Source organism: Flavobacterium cupriresistens (assembly GCF_020911925.1).
GTDB classification, from domain to species: Bacteria; Bacteroidota; Bacteroidia; order Flavobacteriales; family Flavobacteriaceae; genus Flavobacterium; species Flavobacterium cupriresistens.
Genome location: NZ_CP087134.1, coordinates 3,428,784 through 3,450,045 on the forward strand (window position 1 = coordinate 3,428,784; position 21,262 = coordinate 3,450,045).

The 21,262-nt window shown below is 35.2% G+C and carries 23 protein-coding genes; 6 read left to right on the forward strand and 17 right to left on the reverse strand.

What is annotated here, in order from left to right:
• Positions 1-169: 169 nt before the first annotated feature.
• The 3 genes from LNP23_RS14600 to LNP23_RS14610 all read left to right on the forward strand — a co-directional run bounded on the left by LNP23_RS14600 (position 170) and on the right by LNP23_RS14610 (position 4,679).
• Positions 170-2,386, forward strand: a complete 2,217-nt coding sequence (locus tag LNP23_RS14600) for a glycoside hydrolase family 3 C-terminal domain-containing protein (protein ID WP_230001749.1) — start codon at positions 170-172, stop codon at positions 2,384-2,386.
• Between the two features lie 532 nt (positions 2,387-2,918).
• Positions 2,919-4,061, forward strand: a complete 1,143-nt coding sequence (locus tag LNP23_RS14605) for an acyltransferase family protein (protein ID WP_230001750.1) — start codon at positions 2,919-2,921, stop codon at positions 4,059-4,061.
• A 123-nt stretch (positions 4,062-4,184) separates the two neighbouring features.
• Positions 4,185-4,679 (forward strand): hypothetical protein, encoded by a 495-nt coding sequence (locus LNP23_RS14610; RefSeq protein WP_230001751.1) that lies wholly within the window; start codon positions 4,185-4,187, stop codon positions 4,677-4,679.
• A gap of 491 nt (positions 4,680-5,170) precedes the next feature.
• On the opposite strand, the gene LNP23_RS14615 is transcribed toward LNP23_RS14610, so the two are convergent.
• Both LNP23_RS14615 and LNP23_RS14620 read right to left on the reverse strand, forming a co-directional pair.
• Positions 5,171-6,277 (reverse strand): NADH:flavin oxidoreductase, encoded by a 1,107-nt coding sequence (locus LNP23_RS14615; RefSeq protein WP_230001752.1) that lies wholly within the window; start codon positions 6,275-6,277, stop codon positions 5,171-5,173.
• A gap of 6 nt (positions 6,278-6,283) precedes the next feature.
• Entirely contained in the window at positions 6,284-6,583 is a 300-nt protein-coding gene (locus tag LNP23_RS14620) for an ArsR/SmtB family transcription factor (RefSeq protein ID WP_047776431.1), read from the reverse strand.
• 471 nt (positions 6,584-7,054) lie between these two features.
• On the opposite strand from LNP23_RS14620, the gene LNP23_RS14625 reads away from it, so the two are divergent.
• Positions 7,055-7,549 (forward strand): TlpA family protein disulfide reductase, encoded by a 495-nt coding sequence (locus LNP23_RS14625; protein WP_230001753.1) that lies wholly within the window; start codon positions 7,055-7,057, stop codon positions 7,547-7,549.
• Positions 7,550-7,632: 83 nt separating this feature from the next.
• On the opposite strand, the gene LNP23_RS14630 is transcribed toward LNP23_RS14625, so the two are convergent.
• Positions 7,633-8,010 carry a hypothetical protein gene (locus tag LNP23_RS14630; protein WP_230001754.1) on the reverse strand — a complete coding sequence of 126 codons (378 nt, stop codon included), beginning with the start codon at positions 8,008-8,010 and terminating at the stop codon, positions 7,633-7,635.
• 364 nt (positions 8,011-8,374) lie between these two features.
• Between LNP23_RS14630 and LNP23_RS14635 the strand changes: the two genes are divergently transcribed.
• Both LNP23_RS14635 and LNP23_RS14640 read left to right on the forward strand, forming a co-directional pair.
• Positions 8,375-9,247 carry a helix-turn-helix domain-containing protein gene (locus LNP23_RS14635; protein WP_230001755.1) on the forward strand — a complete coding sequence of 291 codons (873 nt, stop codon included), beginning with the start codon at positions 8,375-8,377 and terminating at the stop codon, positions 9,245-9,247.
• A gap of 243 nt (positions 9,248-9,490) precedes the next feature.
• On the forward strand, positions 9,491-9,892 hold the full coding sequence (locus LNP23_RS14640; RefSeq protein ID WP_230001756.1) for a cupin domain-containing protein: 402 nt from the start codon (positions 9,491-9,493) through the stop codon (positions 9,890-9,892).
• A gap of 80 nt (positions 9,893-9,972) precedes the next feature.
• On the opposite strand, the gene LNP23_RS14645 is transcribed toward LNP23_RS14640, so the two are convergent.
• The 14 genes from LNP23_RS14645 to LNP23_RS14705 all read right to left on the reverse strand — a co-directional run bounded on the left by LNP23_RS14645 (position 9,973) and on the right by LNP23_RS14705 (position 21,228).
• The gene (locus tag LNP23_RS14645; RefSeq protein ID WP_230001757.1) at positions 9,973-10,560 is read right to left on the reverse strand and encodes a DUF4142 domain-containing protein; all 588 of its coding nucleotides are present in this window, start codon (positions 10,558-10,560) and stop codon (positions 9,973-9,975) included.
• 666 nt (positions 10,561-11,226) lie between these two features.
• The gene (locus LNP23_RS14650) at positions 11,227-11,991 is read right to left on the reverse strand and encodes a porin family protein (RefSeq protein ID WP_230001758.1); all 765 of its coding nucleotides are present in this window, start codon (positions 11,989-11,991) and stop codon (positions 11,227-11,229) included.
• Between the two features lie 10 nt (positions 11,992-12,001).
• Complete coding sequence (locus LNP23_RS14655) at positions 12,002-13,123, reverse strand: hypothetical protein (protein ID WP_230001759.1); 1,122 nt, start codon at positions 13,121-13,123, stop codon at positions 12,002-12,004.
• A gap of 303 nt (positions 13,124-13,426) precedes the next feature.
• The gene (locus LNP23_RS14660) at positions 13,427-13,636 is read right to left on the reverse strand and encodes a hypothetical protein (protein WP_047776442.1); all 210 of its coding nucleotides are present in this window, start codon (positions 13,634-13,636) and stop codon (positions 13,427-13,429) included.
• A 24-nt stretch (positions 13,637-13,660) separates the two neighbouring features.
• Positions 13,661-14,062, reverse strand: coding sequence for a hypothetical protein (locus tag LNP23_RS14665; RefSeq protein WP_230001760.1), 402 nt, complete (start codon positions 14,060-14,062; stop codon positions 13,661-13,663).
• A gap of 14 nt (positions 14,063-14,076) precedes the next feature.
• Entirely contained in the window at positions 14,077-15,135 is a 1,059-nt protein-coding gene (locus tag LNP23_RS14670; protein WP_230001761.1) for a type I restriction endonuclease, read from the reverse strand.
• Between the two features lie 195 nt (positions 15,136-15,330).
• Positions 15,331-16,230, reverse strand: coding sequence for a hypothetical protein (locus LNP23_RS14675; RefSeq protein ID WP_230001762.1), 900 nt, complete (start codon positions 16,228-16,230; stop codon positions 15,331-15,333).
• Between the two features lie 4 nt (positions 16,231-16,234).
• Positions 16,235-17,503 carry an ABC transporter permease gene (locus LNP23_RS14680; RefSeq protein ID WP_230001763.1) on the reverse strand — a complete coding sequence of 423 codons (1,269 nt, stop codon included), beginning with the start codon at positions 17,501-17,503 and terminating at the stop codon, positions 16,235-16,237.
• Positions 17,504-17,506: 3 nt separating this feature from the next.
• Positions 17,507-17,902: a hypothetical protein gene (locus LNP23_RS14685; RefSeq protein WP_230001764.1), complete on the reverse strand. Its 396-nt coding sequence runs from the start codon at positions 17,900-17,902 to the stop codon at positions 17,507-17,509.
• A gap of 12 nt (positions 17,903-17,914) precedes the next feature.
• Positions 17,915-18,244, reverse strand: a complete 330-nt coding sequence (locus LNP23_RS14690; RefSeq protein ID WP_117610309.1) for an excalibur calcium-binding domain-containing protein — start codon at positions 18,242-18,244, stop codon at positions 17,915-17,917.
• Positions 18,245-18,246: 2 nt separating this feature from the next.
• Positions 18,247-18,477 carry a DUF4236 domain-containing protein gene (locus tag LNP23_RS22965; RefSeq protein WP_047776450.1) on the reverse strand — a complete coding sequence of 77 codons (231 nt, stop codon included), beginning with the start codon at positions 18,475-18,477 and terminating at the stop codon, positions 18,247-18,249.
• Between the two features lie 6 nt (positions 18,478-18,483).
• Entirely contained in the window at positions 18,484-18,690 is a 207-nt protein-coding gene (locus tag LNP23_RS14695; protein ID WP_230001765.1) for a hypothetical protein, read from the reverse strand.
• A gap of 164 nt (positions 18,691-18,854) precedes the next feature.
• Positions 18,855-19,520, reverse strand: coding sequence for a response regulator (locus tag LNP23_RS14700; protein WP_230001766.1), 666 nt, complete (start codon positions 19,518-19,520; stop codon positions 18,855-18,857).
• Between the two features lie 7 nt (positions 19,521-19,527).
• Positions 19,528-21,228 carry a tetratricopeptide repeat-containing sensor histidine kinase gene (locus LNP23_RS14705; protein WP_230001767.1) on the reverse strand — a complete coding sequence of 567 codons (1,701 nt, stop codon included), beginning with the start codon at positions 21,226-21,228 and terminating at the stop codon, positions 19,528-19,530.
• Positions 21,229-21,262 lie beyond the last annotated feature (34 nt).

The window sequence follows — 21,262 nt, forward strand, 5'->3', positions numbered from 1 at the left end:
GACGCTTCAAGAAAATCACAATTTTTCCAAACAGCCTTATGCGATTTATTCGGAATAAAATGTCTTTTTTAAGCTTAGTAAGTCTATGCCTTGATGTGTTAAAACAACAATAACCGGCAAACCAAAAGAGTCTCCTGACCAAAGTAAATGCTTTAATAAATTAATAATTATGTTTAAAAACGTTAAGACAATTGTTGTTTTAGTTTTATGGAGTTCGTTAGGGCTTCAAGCGCAAAATAAAGTTCCGGTTTATCTGGATGATAAAAAGCCAATTCAGGAACGCGTAGAAGATGCGCTTCTGCGAATGACTACCGACGAGAAAATTGCCATGATTCATGCACAGTCTAAGTTTAGTTCGCCCGGCGTTCCTCGTTTGGGAATTCCTGAAAACTGGATGACAGACGGACCACACGGAATTCGTACGGAGGTTTTATGGGACGAGTGGGATCAGGCCGGCTGGACAAATGACTCCTGTATTGCTTTTCCTGCGCTTACCGCTCTTTCAGCTACCTGGAATAAGGAATTAGCTGCATTATACGGGAAATCAATTGGAGAAGAAGCCCGTTTCCGCAATAAAAATGTATTGTTAGGACCAGGCGTAAACATCTACAGAACGCCATTAAACGGTCGTAACTTCGAATATATGGGTGAAGATCCTTTTCTGACTTCAAAAATGGTAGTTCCTTATATCAAAGGAGTTCAGTCTAATGGAGTTGCTGCTTGTGTCAAACATTTCGCCCTAAACAATCAGGAGACCAACCGTAATGCTGTAAACGTAATTGTGGATGATCGTGCTTTATATGAAATTTATTTACCCGCTTTTAAAGCTGCCGTTCAAGAAGGTGATGCTTGGGCAATAATGGGCTCTTACAATAAATACAAAGGTCAACATTGCTGTCATAATGAGTTTTTATTGAATGATATTCTTCGTGGTGAATGGGGTTTCAAAGGTGTTGTAATTTCCGATTGGGGAGGAGTTCATGACACCAAACAAGCCATTCACAATGGTTTGGATATGGAGTTTGGTTCCTGGACAAACGGACTTTCGTGGGGAACGAGTAATGCTTACGACAACTATTATTTAGGAAAACCTTACTCAAACATGATTAAAAATGGTGAAGTAGGAACTAAAGAACTGGACGATAAAGTACGTCGTATTTTGCGTTTATCTTTCTTAACTACTATGAATAAAGAAAGACCTTTCGGCTCTTTCGGAACAAAAGAACATGCTGATGCCGGGTTAAAAATCGCCGAAGAAGGAATTGTATTACTTCAAAACAAAAATAATGTTTTGCCAATCGATCTTTCTAAAACCAAAAAAATTGCGGTAATCGGAGAAAATGCGATCAAAATGATGACCGTTGGTGGGGGAAGTTCTTCGCTTAAAGCGAAATATGAAGTTTTACCTTTAGACGGTTTGAAGAAAAGAGTAGGTTCACAAGCCGAAATTGTATATGCCCGTGGTTATGTGGGAGACCCAACCAGTAAGTACAACGGCGTAGTTGCAAAAGTTAGCTTAGAGGACAAACGTTCCCAGGAAGAGTTGACTGCCGAAGCTTTGAAGGTGGCAAAAGACGCCGATATTGTATTGTTTTTTGGAGGATTGAACAAAAGTGATCATCAGGATGCAGAAGGACATGATCGAACAGAACTAGGACTTCCGTACCATCAGGATCAATTGATTTCTGAATTGCTTAAAGTAAATAAAAAAATCGTTTTTATAAATATTTCAGGTAATGCTGTAGCGATGCCGTGGGTAAAAGAAGTTCCCGGAATTGTTCAGGGATGGTTTTTAGGTACCGAGGCCGGAAATGCTTTGGCAGCTGTTTTAGTAGGAGATGTAAATCCATCAGGAAAACTGACATTTACTTTTCCGGTAAAATTATCGGATAATGGTGCTCATGCTTTAGGAGAATTTCCGGGTGGCGATGAGGTAACCTATAAAGAAAGCATTTTTGTCGGATACCGCTGGGCAGACAAGCAAAAAGCAAAACCCTTATTTGCTTTCGGACATGGTTTAAGCTACACTACTTTTGAATATGGGAAAGTGACAGCCGACAAAAAACAAATGACAGCCGGAGATCAGATCACGTTTTCCGTAAAAGTAAAAAATACAGGAAACAGAGAAGGATCTGAAGTCGTTCAGCTCTATATCAGTGATTTGAAATCGTCTTTGCCTCGTCCGATTAAGGAATTGAAAGGTTTCGAGAAAATTTCGCTTAAAGCGGGAGAAGAGAAAACAGTAACGTTTACAGTAGATAAAACAGCTTTAAGCTTTTTTGATGATAAAAAACACGACTGGGTGGCTGAACCCGGAGCTTTCGAAGCCATAATTGGAGCTTCGGCAGTGGATATAAAATCTAAAGTGAGTTTCTCGCTTCAATAATTTCTATTAATTTCTAAACTTTGGTTGGTTTGTAAAGCTGCAATGGTAAAAAGTTGCAGCTTTTTTTTAAGCGACTATTTGTGGGAATGTGAAATATTAAATGTGAGATGTGGGAGGTTTTTTTTGAAAACAATAGTTTAATTCAAGTTTCTTGTGAAAATTAAAAGGCTTGTAAAAGTATCATTTTGAAGAATCTCCTGCTTTAGCTCAATGTCAGTAAGTCAAAGATTATCAAAAAAAGTCTTGCGCAAATTTTAGCGGAATGAATTAAAAAAATCCGCGGGATCAGTAGAATCCGCAAAATCTGCGTGAAAAAATATCCTAACATAATGACGATTGTTTTTTTGTTTTACTTTTTGGATGTGGAATTTTAACGCGAAACTTTGTTTAGTTCTGATTGTTTAAATTATTGAGATGTTTTTTGAGTTGCAAAACAATGTCTTGATGTGTTAAAAAGATAAAATCGCTCTACTTGAAATTTTTAGTATTTTAGATTAAACCAAAACTAACCTTTTAACCACCAAAATATTTTATGAGTTCAGATTCATTAATTATCAAACCTAAAAAGCATTACGAGATTCTTGACGGATTGCGCGGTGTTGCGGCAATTTTAGTAGTTGCTTTTCACATTTTTGAAACTTTCTCAGGCGGGAATCGTTTTATACAAATGATCAATCACGGTTATCTGGCTGTGGATTTCTTTTTTCTTTTATCGGGTTTTGTCGTTGCTTATGCGTACGACGATCGCTGGGAAAAGATGACCCAATGGGAGTTTTACAAACGACGTTTAATTCGTTTGCAACCTATGGTCATTATGGGAATGATCATTGGAGCCGCATTGTATTATTTTCAGGCTTCAGACGTTTTATTTCCGCAAATTGCAACTATGCCGGTTTGGAAACTGATTCTGGTGATGTTTGTTGGATTTACTTTAATTCCGTTGACACCATCAGCAGAGATTAGAGGTTGGGGTGAAATGCATCCACTCAACGGGCCGGCCTGGTCTTTGTTTTTTGAATATATTGCCAATATACTCTACGCGGTACTCTTTCGCAGATTTTCAAATAAAGTGATGACATTATTTGTTGTGATATTTGCCGGAATGTTTATCAATTATACTGTTTTTGGACCAAAAGGGGATGTGATTGGTGGCTGGTCTTTAAACCTGGAGCAAATGAATATTGGTTTTACCCGCTTATTGTATCCGTTTTTTGCCGGAGTTTTACTTTCCCGTTTAGGAAAATTAATTCACATAAAAGGAGCATTCTGGATCTGTAGTTTACTGATCACAATAGTATTAGCCATCCCAAGAATTGGAGACGAAAATACTTTATGGATGAATGGGATTTATGAATCCGTTTGTGTTATTTTATTATTTCCTTTAATTGTCTCTATTGGAGCCGGAGGAGAATTAAAAAATCCTTTTTCATTGAAAATCTGTAAACTTTTGGGAGCTATTTCATACCCGATTTACATTACACATTATCCGCTTATTTATTGGTATACAGCTTGGGTTGTAGATAATAAAGTTGCTTTAAAAGACGGTTATATGTTGGGAATCGGAGTTTTGATTGCCAGTATCGTATTGGCTTATGCCTGTTTGAAACTATACGATGAGCCGGTTAGGAATTGGTTGCAGAAGAAATTTCAAAAAAGAAGTGTGCCTGTTTCATAAAAGATAAAAATTTCATTTGTGATTTTGTTAGTTACAGATAAGTAAAAGGGATGAAAACTTAAGTTTTGTCCCTTTTTTAGTTTATATCTTTGATGAAAGTAGAACATACAAAGGATATCAGATATGGATGAAATTCATGAATTACCCATTTTTCAAAAAGCAGAACAAATTTTAAAACTTACAGAAGGATTTGTGCATATTGTGCCAGCTGAAAATGTTTTTTTGCAAGAAACAACCGTTTGTTTTATGCTGGAAAATGCAATGCTTATTCCAGCTAAAATAGCAGGTGCGGAAAGTTGTGGTTTATATGATTTACGTATGGAAAATGCTTCAATTATTCGAAAAGCTGCCAGAGAATTATATGTTCAGGCAGGAAGTTTGCGCTTCGAAAAAGATATTACAGATTTGGATTATATTGATTTGTTAAGAAATGCAATTGATGAATTCCGTCTTTTATTTGTTGATTGGGTAGCAAGTTTTGATGTTTGGAATTATATCAAAGATGATTGGGGGCTATTTAATCCACCCGGAGTTAATGCCCATGATAAAGATCCCGACGATGATATTCCTTTTGATTCAAATGACTTTTTTGAAACAGATGGAGATGATGATGAGTAATTTGTTGGAGTTAACCCATTTCCTGCAAGGCCTTTTTTTGATCTTGTAGGTATAATTGGAGTTATTAAAAACCTACAAGGTCAAAAAGACCTTGCAGGAGTATATAAGATGCTGTAATTAACTGTAAAAGAGATGTCTTTTTTAGATAGTAGAAAGAAAAATTATTCTAAAATCAAATAGTCATAGAGAAGGTAGTAAGCTACAACTAAACCTTGCTACCCTTGCACAAATCCTTGCGTACTTTGTTTTTACTTTGTGATTAAATAAAGTAAACGTTCGCAAAGATTTTTTTTTCACGCAGATTTAGCAGATTAGGCTGATCTATTTACCTCTTAAAAAAATCTGTTCAATCTGCTAAATCTGCGTGAAAAAAAAAAAATAGGTGTAAAATTAAAAAGGAGCCATACTGCTATAATTAAACTTTACGTTCATTGCGTAAACCCTTTGCGTACCTTGCGGTTAAAATTGCCGCCATAGATCCGGAAAATAAATTACTCCAAAACCAATTGTCCTAAAGCTTCTTTGCTAAAACCTTTTAACTGGTCTGTTTTTCCTGTTTTGATTTTCGCCACCCAATTCGGGTCAGATAAAAGAGGTCTTCCAACCGCAACCAAATCAAAATCGCCTCTGTCGAAACGTCTGTTTAATTCTTCTAATGAAGTTGGCTGAGAACTTTCGCCGGCAAAAGCACCAAAAAAATCTCCTGATAATCCAACAGAACCTACCGTAATGGTTGGTTTACCTGTAATTTTCTTAGCCCAACCTGCAAAATTCAAATCAGAATTTTCAAACTCAGGTTCCCAGAAACGGCGTTGTGAACAGTGTAAAATATCTACACCGGCATCCACAAGAGGAGTAAGCCAGGCTTCCATTTCCTGCGGATTTTTAGCCAGTTTATAATTGTAATCAGAAGGTTTAAATTGAGAAAATCTCATTATAACTGCGAAATCTTCTCCAACTTGCTTTCTGATTTCTTTAATTACTTCTATAGCAAAACGGTTACGTTCCGGCAATGTTTTTCCACCATAAACGTCGGTACGTAAATTGGTTTCGGCTCTGAAGAATTGATCGATTAAATAACCGTGAGCGCCGTGAATTTCGATGGTATCAAAACCTAATCTTTTGGCATCTGCAGCGGCTTTTCCAAAAGCGATAATCGTATCCTCAATATCTTTTTCAGACATTGCATTTCCGTTACTAAAATCAGGTCGGTTTAATCCGGATGGCCCTTCAAAAGGAGTAGGAGGAACCCATCCCGAATGGTGGTTGTCCATAATTCCCATATGCCAGATTTGAGGCCCCATTTGTCCTCCGGCTGCATGAACTTCATCGATGACCTTTTTCCAGCCTTGCAGCGCTGCATCCCCGTGAAAACGAGGTACATTGGCATCATTTGAGGAAGAAGCTCTGTTGATTACAGTTCCTTCAGACAATATTAATCCAACTTCGCCTTCCGCTCTTTTTTGGTAGTAAGAAGCTACATCGTTAGTTGGGATTCCGTTAGGAGAAAAAGAGCGCGTCATTGGCGCCATTACGATTCTATTTTTAAGACTTAAAGTTTTTAAGTGAAAGGGAGTAAATAAACTATTTGTACTCATAGTAATTTATAAATTAGATTTAATTATTTTACTGAGTGCTTCAAAGGCACCTTCGTTGCGTTTGTAGTATGTCCATTGTCCAACGCGTTTGGATTCGATAAAACCGGCACGTTGCAAAATCGACAAATATTCAGAAACTGTTGATTGTGTCAGGCCTGCCTTGGCTTGTATCTGCCCAACACAAACCCCATGTTCAAATCCTGCAGTGATTTGGCCCGGGAAGTTTATTTCAGGTTCTTTTAACCATTCCAGCATTTGTAATCTGGATTTATTAGACAATGCCTTGAATATTTCGATATGTTCCATGTAACAAAGATATCGACTTTTCCCGATATATCTGTTTAGCGAAAAATATTTAGCATAACTTTAAGATGGAGCAAGGGGATATTAGAAGCTTAAATTTTGAAGGAGGTATTGAAATATTTCAGGAAGTCATTATATTTGTTTTGATTTAGGTCTTTTATTGCTATTCCCGGAAAGCCGCCAGAATACAGGTTTTTTGACTTACTTTGATGTGAATTTATCACGCAGATTTAGCAGATTTATTTGGATTATTTTGACAATAGAATAAGAGAACAGATAGATAAGTGAGCGTTCCAATCATAAAGTTTAGTTTAATTGAACTTACATAACTTATAGGGTTAAAAATTTCACACGCAGAAATGCAAAATAGCTAATTCTTTTACTAAGCCAATTAGCGTAGAATGCGAAAGATTTTGAATTAAAAATGATACAAAAGAAGATAGTCCCAAATTTATCTGATAAACACAATTACCTATGAAAAAAAGCTACTTTATTTTAGCCTTAGTATTCTTTACTCTAATCCATGTCAACGCGCAAGTTGTTGGAACTGATGTAGGAGATATTGCACCCGAAATAGACCTTCCGGACACCAAAGGAACGACAATTGCACTTTCGTCTTTAAGAGGCGGATTGGTTTTAGTTGACTTTTGGGCAACGTGGTGTGGACCATGTCTAAAAGAACAACCGGAATTACTAAAACTTTATAATACGTATCCGGATAAACTTTCTATCTATGGTGTTTCTTTAGACAATAAAAAAGCGAATTGGGTGGCAATGGTTGCGAAATTAAAACAACCTTGGTCTCAGGTTAGTGACATAAGGTATTGGAGCTCTCCTGTTGTGGGGGATTATATGATTCAGGCTTTACCATTTAATGTCTTACTGGATAAAAACGGAGTCGTATTAGCGAAGAACATTCACGGAAATGCATTGAATGAAATGGTCAAAAGCCTGGTAACAACACAATAGGGTTGAAAATTCCAAATCTCAAATTCCAAATTCCAATTTTAACGTATAAGATTGGAATTTGGAATTTGAGATTTGGAATTTAATTAATCGTTCGGTATTTTTCTAACCCCTCCAAAATTGGTTTTCAGCATTTCTCTGATTTGAAACTGTGTTTTACTTCGGGTACTGTTTTTCCATTCCTGAAAATCAAGAATATGAATCTGGCTGGCGTACGGGTTGGTAACGAAGGCAAGCCTTGCAATTGAGTACTTATAGGATTTTAGTTCATTAGACACATGACGGTCGGGTACAATGATAAGTATGGTTTCCCATTGGAGGAAATCTTTAGGGATATCTTCTCTTTCATTTAGACCAAGCGACTCAAAAAAAGCAACTATTTTTTCATCATTCAGCGTATTAATCTTCTGATCGATGCTTTTCAGGGTGCTATGAAACGTGTCTACATCTTTTATAACACTCATAATTCATACAATTTATCTATTTGTAAGTAAAATTAAGTTAATTGAATAAGATTTGACAAATAAGGGCAGATAGAATGATTCTAAATTTTTCAAAGCCCAGCAATTGTAGATGTAACTTGAATAATACTAGTGATTTAAGGGGGGGTAAAATCCCAATTCTCAAATTCCAAATTCCAAATTCCAAATCAAAAAACAAATCCCAAAATCTGCAATCTAAAATCTAAAATCTACAATCTAAAATCTGCAATCTAAAATCTGCAATCTAAAATCTGCAATCTACAATCTACAATCTGCAATCTACAATCTAAAATCTTTTCACCCTTCCAAGAAGCAAATATCTGTTTGAATTTCATAACTTTGGCGCATGAAGGAAACCCTTATTTCTGAAACTGTTGATTTTGCTGCTTCCGACTTGAAACTGAAGGGGTTTAAAGTGTATGAAGTGGGGAGTGATTGTAGTACCATACCCATTTATAATCGACGAGATTTTTATAAGATCTGTATTACTACCGGTCAGAATATCATACAATATGCCGACAGAGGGATTGAAACCGACGGAACTATTTTGTTTTTCGGGAATCCGCATATTCCTTATTCATGGGAAGTATTGTCTCCTTCTTATCATGGTTTTGCCTGTGTTTTTACGGAGGAGTTTCTAAAGGTAAACGATCGTTCAGAAAGTCTTCATGAATGTCCGTTGTTTAAAATCAGCGGAACTCCGATTTTTTATTTATCCGCTGAACAAAAGGTATTTGTAACGTCTCTTTTTCAGAAAATGATTGAAGAACAGGATACGGATTATGTTTTTAAAGACGACTTAATCCGAAATTATATCAATCTGATTATTCATGAATCCATGAAAATGCAGCCTTCGGAAAATTTCTATAAGCATAAAAATGCTTCTTCCAGAATAACGGCCTTATTTTTAGAACTTTTAGAAAGGCAATTTCCGATTGAGACTAAAAACCAGCCGCTTATCTTAAAGACACCACAAGATTATGCGCAAAATTTGGCTGTTCACGTAAATCATTTAAATCGTTCGGTAAAGGAAATCACGGGAAAGCCTACCACAGCCCATATTACAGAACGAATTATCAGTGAGGCAAAAGCATTACTGCAACACACCGATTGGAGTATTGCAGATATCGGATATTCGTTAGGATTTGAATACCCGAGTTACTTCAATAATTATTTTAAAAGACTTACTGGAACGATTCCGAAATCACTTAGGGGGTAAATTGTTTGATATTCTTAATTTTTTGTTTGATTTTTATTATTCGGAGTGACTTTACTAAAGTAAATTTGTGTTCGATTAATCGTAATACTCATTTACAAGTCCTTAGTGGTCGGTTAAAGCGCAGTTTTCAATAACGGATTGCTTTTTAATGATAACACCGCGGATAAATCGGGACTGAAGAGTGACAGACCAGCATCCAACAGTTTTTGAATACTTTAAAAGAAACCCTTTAATACCTAATTTATGTCAACAAAATATAGTACCGTCACGGAAGAAGGAAAAGTTTCCAATACTTATATGACTGGTGATGTTTCTTATAAAAAACAAACCAGTGCTATTCACCCAAGAAATACAATGATAAAAGATGTTGCTTTTGAACCGGGTTCAAGATCCAACTGGCATATCAATTCAAGTTTGCAGTTGTTTATAGCGACAGCCGGAGTTGGTTATTATCAGGAAAGGGGTAAAGAAATACAAACGATTAATAAAGGACAGGTCATTACCGTATTGCCAGGAGTAGAGCATTGGTACGGTGCAACACCGAATAGCCGATATTCTCATATCACAATTATCACAGAAATTGATAAAGGCAAAGGAGTCTGGTTAGCAAGTGTAACCGATGAAGAATACAATAGTTTTGAATAAAGTTTCTAAGGCACTAAGTTTCTAAGAAAAACAAACGTTAAACTTAGAAACTTAGCATCTTAGTACCTTAGAAACTTACCTTATTTTTTATCTAAACCTTGTTTAAGCATTTTGGCATGCTCCAAATGTACCGTTAAACCGGCAATACTTTTAGATGCCCAAAGTTTTATGTCTTGATCTTTTGCACTCTCAGAGGCTTTTCGCAGTTCATTAATTGCTTTTTCATGACCGTCGATCATCATATCTGCGAATTTTTTATCAAAATCAACACCAGATTTTTCGTTTAGTTTTTTGTATGCTTCCTGACCCTCTTCGGTTAAAGAAGTTGGGATAGTGAAGTTTTTGGTTTTAGCCAAAGCGCTTACTTCAGAAGCAGATTTGGTATGTTGATCAACAAGCATTTTTCCCAGTTTTTTTACTTCTGCATTGGTACTTTTGGTTTGAGCCAGTTTTCCGATTTCAATTTCAGCTAAATTTACCTCCGTAATATCTACTAAAAATTCGGAGTCATCTTGTTTATCTTCAATGGAGTCAAATTTGGCTTCATTTGTATCTTCAGCGGCCTCTTTAGGGTCTTCTTGTTTTGGTTCGTTTTTGCAGGAATTTAGAAATATCAGGATTAATCCTGCGCCAAAAATTACTTTTACTGCCAGTGCTAACTTTTTCATAATGGTATGTTTTAAATGTTATACTGTAAAACTATTCAGAATCTTAAAAAATATCTTACAGCATTTATAGATAATGTTACAGGATTTCTCTTTTTAGTAGTTTTTAAGGGAAATTAAGAAAGGAAGAATGATGGTTTATTGGATACCGTTACAAGCGCAGAAGATAAAGTTCCACAAAAGGATAGATTTATTTGTATTAAGAGACGATGATAGTTAATCAGATAAAAAGACAATAGTAAAGGTGGTCAAAAAATTAGATTTTAACGATTCTTACCTTTTCGGAAAACTTTACTCAGCGGAATAGAGATTTTTTGTGTTTATGTCTTTGAAAAAAGTTGAGTGCAATTAATTCAAGTTGTTGGTTCTCTGATCCCTGAAATGAAACAAGTTATAGGATTGTCAAAAAAAGTCTCACGCAGATTTTAGCAGATCGAAATAGAAAAAATCCGCAGAATCCGCAGAATCTGCGTGAAAAAATATCATTTAGTTAAGGATTGCTAAAAAAAAGTCTCACGTAGATTTTAGCGGATTGAAATAGAAAAATCCGAAGAATCCGAAGAATTTGCGTAAAAAAAAACACCTTAACACAATGCCATTGAACTAAATCAGGAGACTACTAAAATAGTAACAGATTGAAAAGAATAACTAATCAGCTACTTGAGTTAATTAAGGTTTTGCTTCTTCAGGAAGTGGAATTTTGTTTAATTCTTCCTCTTTTTGAGCTCTTTTTTGAGCCGCTTTTCCTTTCCCGATAGGTATTCCGGCTGTTACATACAGCGATCTGTTGTATGAATTTGGGTTGATATCATTTTTCATAACCGGAACCAATCCGTAGTAATATTGAACGGTTAGGTTTAAACCATTTCCAACCTTCATATGATAACCGGTGCCAATAGCGATACCGGCGTCAATGACATGAATCTGGTCGCGGATGTTTTTTTTGTAGACAACATCCTCTTTGTCGTATTCCTGATGGAATTTATCAAAGGCTTTTGCTAATAAACCCAACTGTGGTCCGGCTTTGAAATAGATGCCGTTTTTAAGTTGGTATTTGATTAAAATAGGAACATTAAAGTACCGAATTTCCCGATCAACACTTCCATTAGCAAAAGTTTTATCCAGGTTTTCATCGTTTAAAGAATAGACCGGCAATCCGTGTGCGCCCATGGGAGATTTTACAATTACTCCGGTGTTGATCATCCAGGCCGGATTCTTTTTGGATCGGATATCAAAATAAAAACCTAGATTAAAACCGGGCTCTGTTCCTGAAGTATCCAGGTTAGAGATTGTCGAAAAATTGACACCTCCTTCTAAACCGAACTCCAGAAAAGGGGAGTTGAGTTTGTCTCCAAAGATCAGAGAGATTAAAACCTGAGAATGTACCGGAGTCATACTAAATAATATGACAAGTAGTAATAATCCTTTTTTCATACAGCTGAAGTTAAAGTCCAAAACGATATTGCAGACCGCATAAAACCTGGGTGCGGCTGCCTAAAAAGCCAGTCTCTAATCGGAGCATAAAGTGTTTATTATATTGAAATTGAGTTCCCACAATAAAGTTCCACATATCTTTAGGGGCTTTCTGAAGCGAGTATTGCACAGTTGAAGAACCAGCGGTACTTAAAGCGCCGTCCAGGGTTGTCAAAATGTTTCCGGCAGATTCTAAGGCTCTGTTTGCGGTATTGTGTTTGGCAATATTGGCTGGATTTTTTTGTTGCGTAGGTGTTAATGCCCCCCACCAATTATCTACTTTTGTTTGATTTTCGGACACTTTTGCCAAACCGTTATCAACTTTTTCCTGAGCACCTTCCAAAGGGATTACATCAGATAAAGCTAGGTTTCCGTTGGTATCACCGGAAATATGTACTCTAAATCCACCAACCCATACCGCAATGTTTTGATCTTCTTTGTGAAATTTGAAAGTTTTACCCAATCGCGGTCCAAAAATATAGGAGAAGGCAGGTTTATCTAAAGCACTAATATCGGTCCAGGCCATATTCATATCAAGGGCCAGCCAGCCACCACCAATACCTATTGTGGGAGTCATACCAATTCCAAATGTAGTGGCGTTAAAATGCTGTTGGGTTTTAAAACTGACAACTTCAGACCAGTTATTATCGGCATCCGGAATCCAGACACCGGCATTTATTTTGGTCGCGGTATTGGCTTTCCCAAAGATGCCATATACATTCAGAAAGGGAAGCAGCCATACATCTGGTCGAATCGTAACAGAACTGGCCACAACAGAAGATTTATCAAAACGTATAATCTCGTCCAGATTGTATAAGGGGCCATTATTAAATCCCACTTCTAAGCTATTGATGATAATATCAGATTCCTGCCAGAAGTAATTTACAGAAAGCCCCGCAGAATAAGGTAGTTTATACCCTTTTTGGGCTACTTTTTCTCCCCATATGGGTAGAGCGTACGGGTATTTTTCGACTTTGAGACTGTCTTTAAGTTCCTGGTTTTTTTCTCCAACAATTTTATCAGTATATACCTGTCCGAAAATTTGAATGCTAAAGAATAATAAAAAAGCGGATAGTAGTGTATTGCATTTCATTGGCTTAGTGTTTTTAAAATTAATTAATCAAACTGCGTAAAATAAATAGGTACTAATATTCTTTTTGGTTCTTTTTTAGAATTGTGGTAGTATAAATGGATTATTTTAAAGGATTGAATGGGGCAAATATGTTAATTAGTGTTAAAGTTAAATAATTTTTCTTACCAATTTTATATTATTTTCAATAAGATGAGTTTTTATAATAGGAATAATGTGTTGAAAATGAATAGGATGTGGAGTTTGAAGCAAAAAAGACAAAAGAGAAAGCTTCTTTTGTCCTTATGGGGTAATGACGTTGAAAAATTAATCTTCCCAACCGCAAAGTGTTAATCCGTAGCCCTGAGCTTTAGAAACAGGTACTTTTGTAATTTCATGCCGACAGGCGGTTAATCCACGGCAATTTTCGGTGTAATGGTATTTTTTTGCTCCTACAGGCCCACAGATATATACTTTGGTTTCCAGCGGACGAAAAGAAGCAAAAATGACAAAGAGCAGGATAATGGCATGTTTCATTTGATGAGATTTGGGGTTAGGGTTTTAATCGACTAGTAAGAGGTATTCATTTTTTTGATTGTCAGTTGCTTTTAGTTTTCCACGGGAAATCCACTCTGTTTTAATTTCAATATCCGCGATGGTATCAAAAAGGAGTATTCCGGCTCCGTATTTTCCTTGAACATTAATATTCCCATGTACGGAATCTCCTTTCGAATTTACCCCTTTTACATCATAGTTATACTCGTAATGAGTTGGTGTACCCGTTCGGTATTCGTACTGATACCTGGTGTTTACCTGATAGGTTTTTGCTTCTTCGGGCGTAATAGTTTTTCGATCATCGGCTGTAACGACTTCTTGGTAGAAGGAATTTATTTTTTGTGTGGGAGTGGCTTTTTTACAACTGACTAGTGTTGATAGCAATACTAAGAGTATATTTTTAATCATAGTTATACCTGAATTTAAGCCAACTCGTAGCTTTCAATAGTTTCTAACAGTTCTTTTTCAAATAAATATACATCATCTATAGTTTGTATGGGTTGACGAATTTCGCTTTTATTGTCATTAAAAAGACTGATGTATTTTTTACTTCCGTTAAGATGCAATCTGCAAATCGGTTTACGGTTATTATCATCAAGTAATACTCCAAAATAAGATTGCGTATCACGATAGACAATGCGGTTTGTGGGAAGTTTTCGTCTCAGTATGGCCACAACAATTCTGTAACCTTCCAGTTCTTCCTCGCTGGTAATAATTTTGGTATCTTCGGGAATGACAATCTCTTCGGATTCTTCTTTTTGCTTTTGGTTTTCTTTATTAATTGCTGCGTTTAGACGGTCGTTTATCTTTTCGCTGATAAATTGATTAAAGCCTTTTTGAACAAGATCTTTAAATTCATCCACTACTTTTTCGGTTAATCGTCCGGCATATACTTTATTAGCAAATAGTTTTACAAATTCATTGGAAGGTTTTTGTAATTCATTGTCGATTTGTTTTTTGATTTCGGTGGTGTATTTAAGTAAACTGGCATTGTTTACAATTTTATTCACATCAAAATTGGACTTGTGAAATTTAATGATCTCGTTTATTACATTCTCTTTTAAACTTGTGATATCAAATTCCAGAAATGGTTTTTCATCCATTTTATTTTTTTCATCCAAATCGGTAAAAAACTGATAGGTAATTCCATTCGTTAAAAGGGCAAATCGTGTTTTAGTAACATGAAAATAACGGAATAACTGAGAATTATGAATCGTTAGTTTTTCTTTCCAGCTCTTGCATTCGATGATAAGAATGGGAGCACCATCCTGAAAAATCGCATAATCTACTTTTTCTCCCTTTTTCAAGCCCAGATCGGCAGTAAATTCAGGAACAACTTCTGTCGGATTAAAAGTGTCATAACCCAATATGTTTATAAAAGGTAAAACAAAAGCATGTTTGGTTGACTCTTCTGTTTCAATTTTATCTTTTAGCAGTATAATTTTATCTGCCAATGCTTTAAGTTGAATGTTAATTTCCATAATTGTGTAGTTTAGTAATACTTTGATTGTTTATTCAAATGTAAACCCAATAAAAATCAGTAGTTTATGGAAAACCGTAAACTGAAATTTTTTATGTTTTTATCTGAAGGGGAGTGTTATAAAACAAAAAGAGGATCGATAAAATCCTCTTTGCGAAACGAATTAATAATTTTCTTTTAGTTGGAAGTAAAAAGACTACTGCTTTTCCAGTATAAAGTTTTTGATGATTTTTTCCATATTCGATGGTAAATCGGCATTTTTAATTTCAAAACGTTTTACTTTCATTTCAGTAAACCATTTGGTCCAATAGGCTTTTATGACTTTTTCTTCGTAAGGATTCGCACGACTGGGATTAATTCCTAAAACCAAAACTTCCAAATTTGACAGGTTATCATTGGCTTTGATAAAACCAAAATCGCCATTTTGTACTTTTTCCTCCCAGTCTTTTGTGTTCAGACTATTTTTTTTGATCAGTTCCGGTGTAATAAAAGAGGTGCGATTGCCTTCTTTCATTTTAGTACTTTCATAATACATATAACCATCGGTTAATATGACTAGTATATTACGGTCTCCATTTTCGATACACTGATCTTTCACTTTGGAATCAAAAAAACTCCATATATCCGAGCCAATAAAATTGTTGTCTTTTATGGCCGAATTATAAATTTTTGAGGTTTGTAAAGCGTAATTTGAGTTTATTGAATTCAATAACTCCTTTGAAGCATTATTTTTATCAATCGTAATTTTTAGCTTTTGAGAAATTGAATTAATTTCCGGATCTTGAGGCTCAGGATTAAAAAACAATTGCATTTTGTCCTTAATCTGCCTTATTCTTTTGGATTTTAAATGTTGGGTAAAAGCTTCTGAAACCCATTTTATGTATCCCAAATCCCTTTGATAGTATTCCATTGTTGGATTTGGATTCTTCTGAAGACTAATTCTGTCAGACAAGTCCAAAAGTATACTAATGTTATAATTTTCTGTGACTGTGTTTTTAGATAGTATTTCTTCATGAGTTGTATCAGAATCCTGTTTGCACGAAAATGCAGAAACTAATACTAGTAACAGGACGAATGTTTTTATAAGGTTGTTCATAGAATTAGTTTTTAGAATAGACCAAATGCTGAAAGTCAGGATCTACTAAGTTTAATTTACTAAGATGTTCTTCGGAATGAAGTTCACAGTTTTCCAGCAGTTCTGTTTTTTCTTTATGAGCCAAAGCGATTTCGGTATTTATTGCTTGAAACCACCCTTCTTTGTACTGATGATGGTAGTGCAGGTATTCTTTGACAGGGAATACAAATCCATCGATTTTGGACTGTAGTTCTGAGATTTTCCCAGTTATGGCAATTAGCTGTTGTTTGAAATCATTTGTTTTATTGATGTAGTCTGTTTTTAGTTTTTCTAAATCAATAAGTTTTTCCTTTTTACCTCTTACGAAAGCTCTGATTTTATCGATGTTTTCAAACTCCTTCATCACAAAATCAAAAACAAGTCCCCAGATGATATATACTACAAATCCGGCGAATATGATCATCCAGAATTCGGCTTCTCCCAATGCAATATTTAGATTGTAAGGAGCAGAATCTGTTGTTTTATTAAATTCGTAAATCTTTTTCTCGATTTGGTAAGCCAATAAGGCATCAAATAAAAAGGTGGTAAGGAATAAAGCAATCATCCTGAAGGTATTTTTAATGCCTTTTCCTTTTTGTACCATATGAATTACATAACCTAACCCCATAAAAACAAAGGGTATAGTGACAACCAAAACGCCTTCTAACCAGCTTGCTTTAAAGGAATTGGTCAACGCATCGGCATCAAAAATGGCTGCAGTTAAACTATCATTTGAAAATTCTTTAAAAAAGGCAGAATAAGAAGCAGAAATGTAAAAAACCAGTACATAAAGTGTAATGGGCAGAAGCAAAAATAATCCGATGTAAAACTGGGCTTTCAAGCCCTTTCCATCCTCAATACCGTATTTATCAGGATTGCGTTTTACTTCGATAATTTCATTTTTTAGTTGATCAACAGTAGCATCGATATCCAGTTCTTTTTTTTCATAAATGCCAATTGCTGCCTCGCATTTTTTAAGTTCTGTTCTGTTTTTCTCCTGTTCTTCGCGATAAGGCTGTTTTAGCTTATCCTGTTCGAGTTTTTGTTTCCGGCATTGATCTTCAAAACTCATATAAAGATTTTGTAAACATGCTTTTAGAACGATTGGTTTGCCAGTCGCTTTTATAGATGCTGCAAACCCGCTTTGATAATAGGTAATTCTGATTTGTTCTCTGTCTTCTTCGTTTTCATCAATAGTTTCGACTGTAGAATCTTCCGTTTTTTTTATGCTGAACAGTTGGGTAAGTGATTTCATGATCTAAGTGTTTAATTGACTAATGATTTCTTCTTTTTGAATGTTTTTCTGAACGCAATCAATAAGGTAACTAGAGAGTTCCTCAATGTTTTCGTCCAGAAAATGAAATTTCCTGCAATACTTTTTCAGCATATTTAGTTCGTCATCGGTAACTTTTCCATCGGCCCATATGATTCGTGCAAGATCATATAAGTACTCTATCCGTGTGTTTAGTGCCTCCGGTATAATTAGTTCAGAATTGATCGGGTTCAGGAAAAGTTTATCTAATTCCTCTCGTGGAATTCCTCGTTCATCAGCAAAATGATATAGCATTTGAAGTTCTAATACGTCAAATTGATCATCGGATAATGCCATTTGATACAATCTCAAAAAATGGCTTTTTAGTTCTAGTGTCATCATGTTTTGTACTGTTTATTTAGATAAGTTTTCGCAGGCAATTCCATCTCCGTCCGCATCGAGATTCTTGTAACAGCTTTTATTACTATTAAAAGTTGCTTGTGCTTGCGCCTGAGTTGTAAAATCACCGCAAGTTTTAGTTGGACAGTTGTTTTTTGCTGTTGTATCTGTTTTTTCTGATGAGGACGAATCTGAACATGCCATTGGCAATCCTAATAGCAATAGTGCTAAAAATAATATCAGACATCCGTTATTTTTATTCGAAAAAGATTTGGATCTGTTATTAGTATAATGTCCTTGAACATAAGTTCCATCTTTTTTAAAATATGCTTTTCTATATCCCATAGTTATAAATGTTTTAGTGTGTAAATTAAAAGTGTTGTAAATCCTGTAAAAGCAATAAGTACCATACAACCGCTATTTTGATATCTTAGCCCAGGTATTCCCGTCTTAACCGAATAGCTATTCTTACTAAACGTCCCCATTTTTGTTCTTAAACTTGGAGAAATACCGGATTGACTTAGGTTTATGCCGAGCCCACCTCCGAGTTTTATTCTCTTTTGAAATCGAAATCCCATGGCAGTTTAATTGGTATGACAATCAGGACAGCAGATTTTGCAGCCATTGGATTGAGGATAGGTTTTCTTTGCTTCGATAATGGCAGGTTCACAGGAAGCATATTCACCTAAGTATTTTCTATTGGCAGAAATTGGTAAATGGCTGCAATCGCTTGTATGGACTTCATGATCTTTACTTTCTTGTGCATTTTTGTTTACGTAATAAATTTTCATAATTTTTCAGGTTTAATTAATAGTTTGATTTTTAATTATTCAAATGTAAACCCAATAGAAACCAGTATTTTACGGAAAACCGTAAACCATAAGAATTTAGAATCGAGCCATAAAAAAAGCCCCCGAAGGAGCTTGATAAATGATGGTATGGACTAGTAAAAGACTTAAATAATCCCCATATCTTTGGCAATAGAAACCAGATGAATCGTATTATTGGCCTTAAAAAAGTCCTTTAGTTTTGAGATTCTTTTTTCGATGGTGCTTTTGCTGTTTGGCTTTATCCCCAATTCTTTAAAAGTTTCAGTAAAATCGTCTTGTGGGGTTCCCAAAGACAAATGTTTTATGATTAACACATCAAAATCATCTATTTCGTAATTGTTATTTTCCTTAATTGCAGAAGCAATATCCGGCGAAATGTACTGTTGATTGGACAGCACTAAATGAATTGCTTTTTTTAACTCTTCAATGCTATTTCTGCCTTTCAATACAAAACCATCGATTCCGGATTTATCAAAAAGTGATTTTATGCGATAGCCTTTGTCTTCGACAGAGTAGGCAATGATCTTAATATGTGGTTGTAAATTGCGAACCTCCTGTATGAGTTCATCACCATTGGCAATTTTTACTTCGCGATGATCGGTTTTGAAAGACAAATCGCTAATTAGTAAATCATAAGGTTCGTTGTCCTGAACTGCTTTTCGTACTTTTAGAAAAGCATCATCACAATATTTAGCATGTTGATAATTGATAATGCCTAAATCATCAAGGGCTTGCTCTATTCCTAAATTGATGCTATCCAAATCCTCAGCAATTATTACTTTTTTAAACATATAAAGTTTATTTTGGCGTTGATATTTTAACTCTGAATCCATTGTCAGGTTCAGTGTCAAAAATAATAGTTCCTTTTATAGTCAGAATACGGTTTTCCATATTCTGCAAACCATTTTTGATGATTTTTTCTTTTGTGCATCCTTTTCCCTTATCTACATAATCAATAAGCAGTGCTTTTGCGTTACTGTCAAATTTTACCATCACCACAGGGGCCTGACTGTGTTTTTTCATATTGACCATCAATTCCTGTAAAACGCGATAAATAGTAACTTTTTTAATTTCGTCGACCGCTTCCCAGTTTATTTTTTCGATATTGTTTACAATGACGTTTGTGGTACTGCTGTTATAAGTAGAGAGCATCTCTTTTAAGGTTGCTGAATAATTTGCACCTGTGTCGATATCATTATTTTCTCTCGAAATCCCTCTCACACGGGCATAAATATCGTCTAATTTCTGGAGTAGATTTTCTTTGGTGTTTGCTGTAGCTAAAGGTTGTGTTTCTGCGAAAGTGATGGCATGAAAAACATCATTCGCTAATTCGTCATGGATTTTCTTCGAAATTCGTTTCTCCGTATCATAAGAAGTCTGAATTTTTTCTATTCTGTGTTTGTTCAGATAGTACCTTCTGTATACGATCACAAGTGGTATGAGAAGAGCAAAAATGATCAGGAGTACAAATTTTTGATATTCTGCTTTTTGTAAGGACACTAAATCCTCTGCTTTTTCTAAACGAAGTTTCTGGTTTTCGTCTTTTTCTTTTTTGGAATCGTATTTGATTTTGGCAAACTTATTTTTAAAGTTGTTTCGGATCTTGATGATACTATCGTTTAATGTAATATACTTTTGAGCATATTTTGTATCGGCATCATTTGATATTAATAAGGATAAAGCTTTGAGACGCTCATCAATACTATTAAATTTTGTCGCTATCGCATAAGCACTTTGAGCATATTGATTAGATTTTTGACGATCAGTTTCAGCAAAATATTCCGCTAAATGGAGATAACTTTCAATACTTCCATAAGAATCATCGATTTGTTTTCGGAGTTCCAGACTTTTATTCATTAGTTGAAGCCCTTTGTCATTGACTCCTTTTTTAAAATAGGCGTATCCCAGATTGTCAAGAACTCTGGCTTTTCCTTTATGAAGTTCAGAATCGTCTAATATTTTTGAATCCAGAATTGACTTTAAAATAGTAATTGCCTGATCGTATTTCTTTTGTTTAATGTAAACGACTGCAATATTATTTAATGGAGATTGCTTTGATGTAGTATCTTTAGCCTCTTTTATTGCTTCGTTATAATAGGAAGCAGCATCATCGTATAAGGAGAGTTCTTTGTCTGCAATTCCGAAATAATTATTAATTGAAGCCGAATAATTATAGTCCTTCCTAACAAAGGGTAAAGCCTCTGTCAATGTCTCTTTACTACCATAATAATCGCCGTTTATTTGTTGAATAGACGCCATCATGACAAGATTATAAGTAATATTAGAGCTGTCTTTTATGGACTCAAAAAGTATTTTTGATTTATTGAAGTAGTAAAATGCACTATTGAATTTTTTGTCATCAAGGTAATTCAGTGCTTTTTCCCGCAAAGAATGAGCTTCTTTTTTGCGAGAGTCCGGCTGTATTGAAACGGTTGTTTTTTCTTTACAGGAAAGGAAAAGTATAAAAATAAATAAACAAAAAAACGGGGATCGTAGCATGAAAGTTACTTTCCCCGAATTTAGTAATTAATAG

Bases quoted from the DNA above. Each gene is read 5' to 3' on its own strand.
- LNP23_RS14600 (WP_230001749.1), top strand. From the start codon at position 170: ATGTTTAAAAACGTTAAGACAATTGTTGTTTTAGTTTTATGGAGTTCG.
- LNP23_RS14605 (WP_230001750.1), top strand. From the start codon at position 2,919: ATGAGTTCAGATTCATTAATTATCAAACCTAAAAAGCATTACGAGATT.
- LNP23_RS14610 (WP_230001751.1), top strand. From the start codon at position 4,185: ATGGATGAAATTCATGAATTACCCATTTTTCAAAAAGCAGAACAAATT.
- LNP23_RS14615 (WP_230001752.1), bottom strand. From the start codon at position 6,277: ATGAGTACAAATAGTTTATTTACTCCCTTTCACTTAAAAACTTTAAGT.
- LNP23_RS14620 (WP_047776431.1), bottom strand. From the start codon at position 6,583: ATGGAACATATCGAAATATTCAAGGCATTGTCTAATAAATCCAGATTA.
- LNP23_RS14625 (WP_230001753.1), top strand. From the start codon at position 7,055: ATGAAAAAAAGCTACTTTATTTTAGCCTTAGTATTCTTTACTCTAATC.
- LNP23_RS14630 (WP_230001754.1), bottom strand. From the start codon at position 8,010: ATGAGTGTTATAAAAGATGTAGACACGTTTCATAGCACCCTGAAAAGC.
- LNP23_RS14635 (WP_230001755.1), top strand. From the start codon at position 8,375: ATGAAGGAAACCCTTATTTCTGAAACTGTTGATTTTGCTGCTTCCGAC.
- LNP23_RS14640 (WP_230001756.1), top strand. From the start codon at position 9,491: ATGTCAACAAAATATAGTACCGTCACGGAAGAAGGAAAAGTTTCCAAT.
- LNP23_RS14645 (WP_230001757.1), bottom strand. From the start codon at position 10,560: ATGAAAAAGTTAGCACTGGCAGTAAAAGTAATTTTTGGCGCAGGATTA.
- LNP23_RS14650 (WP_230001758.1), bottom strand. From the start codon at position 11,991: ATGAAAAAAGGATTATTACTACTTGTCATATTATTTAGTATGACTCCG.
- LNP23_RS14655 (WP_230001759.1), bottom strand. From the start codon at position 13,123: ATGAAATGCAATACACTACTATCCGCTTTTTTATTATTCTTTAGCATT.
- LNP23_RS14660 (WP_047776442.1), bottom strand. From the start codon at position 13,636: ATGAAACATGCCATTATCCTGCTCTTTGTCATTTTTGCTTCTTTTCGT.
- LNP23_RS14665 (WP_230001760.1), bottom strand. From the start codon at position 14,062: ATGATTAAAAATATACTCTTAGTATTGCTATCAACACTAGTCAGTTGT.
- LNP23_RS14670 (WP_230001761.1), bottom strand. From the start codon at position 15,135: ATGGAAATTAACATTCAACTTAAAGCATTGGCAGATAAAATTATACTG.
- LNP23_RS14675 (WP_230001762.1), bottom strand. From the start codon at position 16,230: ATGAACAACCTTATAAAAACATTCGTCCTGTTACTAGTATTAGTTTCT.
- LNP23_RS14680 (WP_230001763.1), bottom strand. From the start codon at position 17,503: ATGAAATCACTTACCCAACTGTTCAGCATAAAAAAAACGGAAGATTCT.
- LNP23_RS14685 (WP_230001764.1), bottom strand. From the start codon at position 17,902: ATGATGACACTAGAACTAAAAAGCCATTTTTTGAGATTGTATCAAATG.
- LNP23_RS14690 (WP_117610309.1), bottom strand. From the start codon at position 18,244: ATGGGATATAGAAAAGCATATTTTAAAAAAGATGGAACTTATGTTCAA.
- LNP23_RS22965 (WP_047776450.1), bottom strand. From the start codon at position 18,477: ATGGGATTTCGATTTCAAAAGAGAATAAAACTCGGAGGTGGGCTCGGC.
- LNP23_RS14695 (WP_230001765.1), bottom strand. From the start codon at position 18,690: ATGAAAATTTATTACGTAAACAAAAATGCACAAGAAAGTAAAGATCAT.
- LNP23_RS14700 (WP_230001766.1), bottom strand. From the start codon at position 19,520: ATGTTTAAAAAAGTAATAATTGCTGAGGATTTGGATAGCATCAATTTA.
- LNP23_RS14705 (WP_230001767.1), bottom strand. From the start codon at position 21,228: ATGCTACGATCCCCGTTTTTTTGTTTATTTATTTTTATACTTTTCCTT.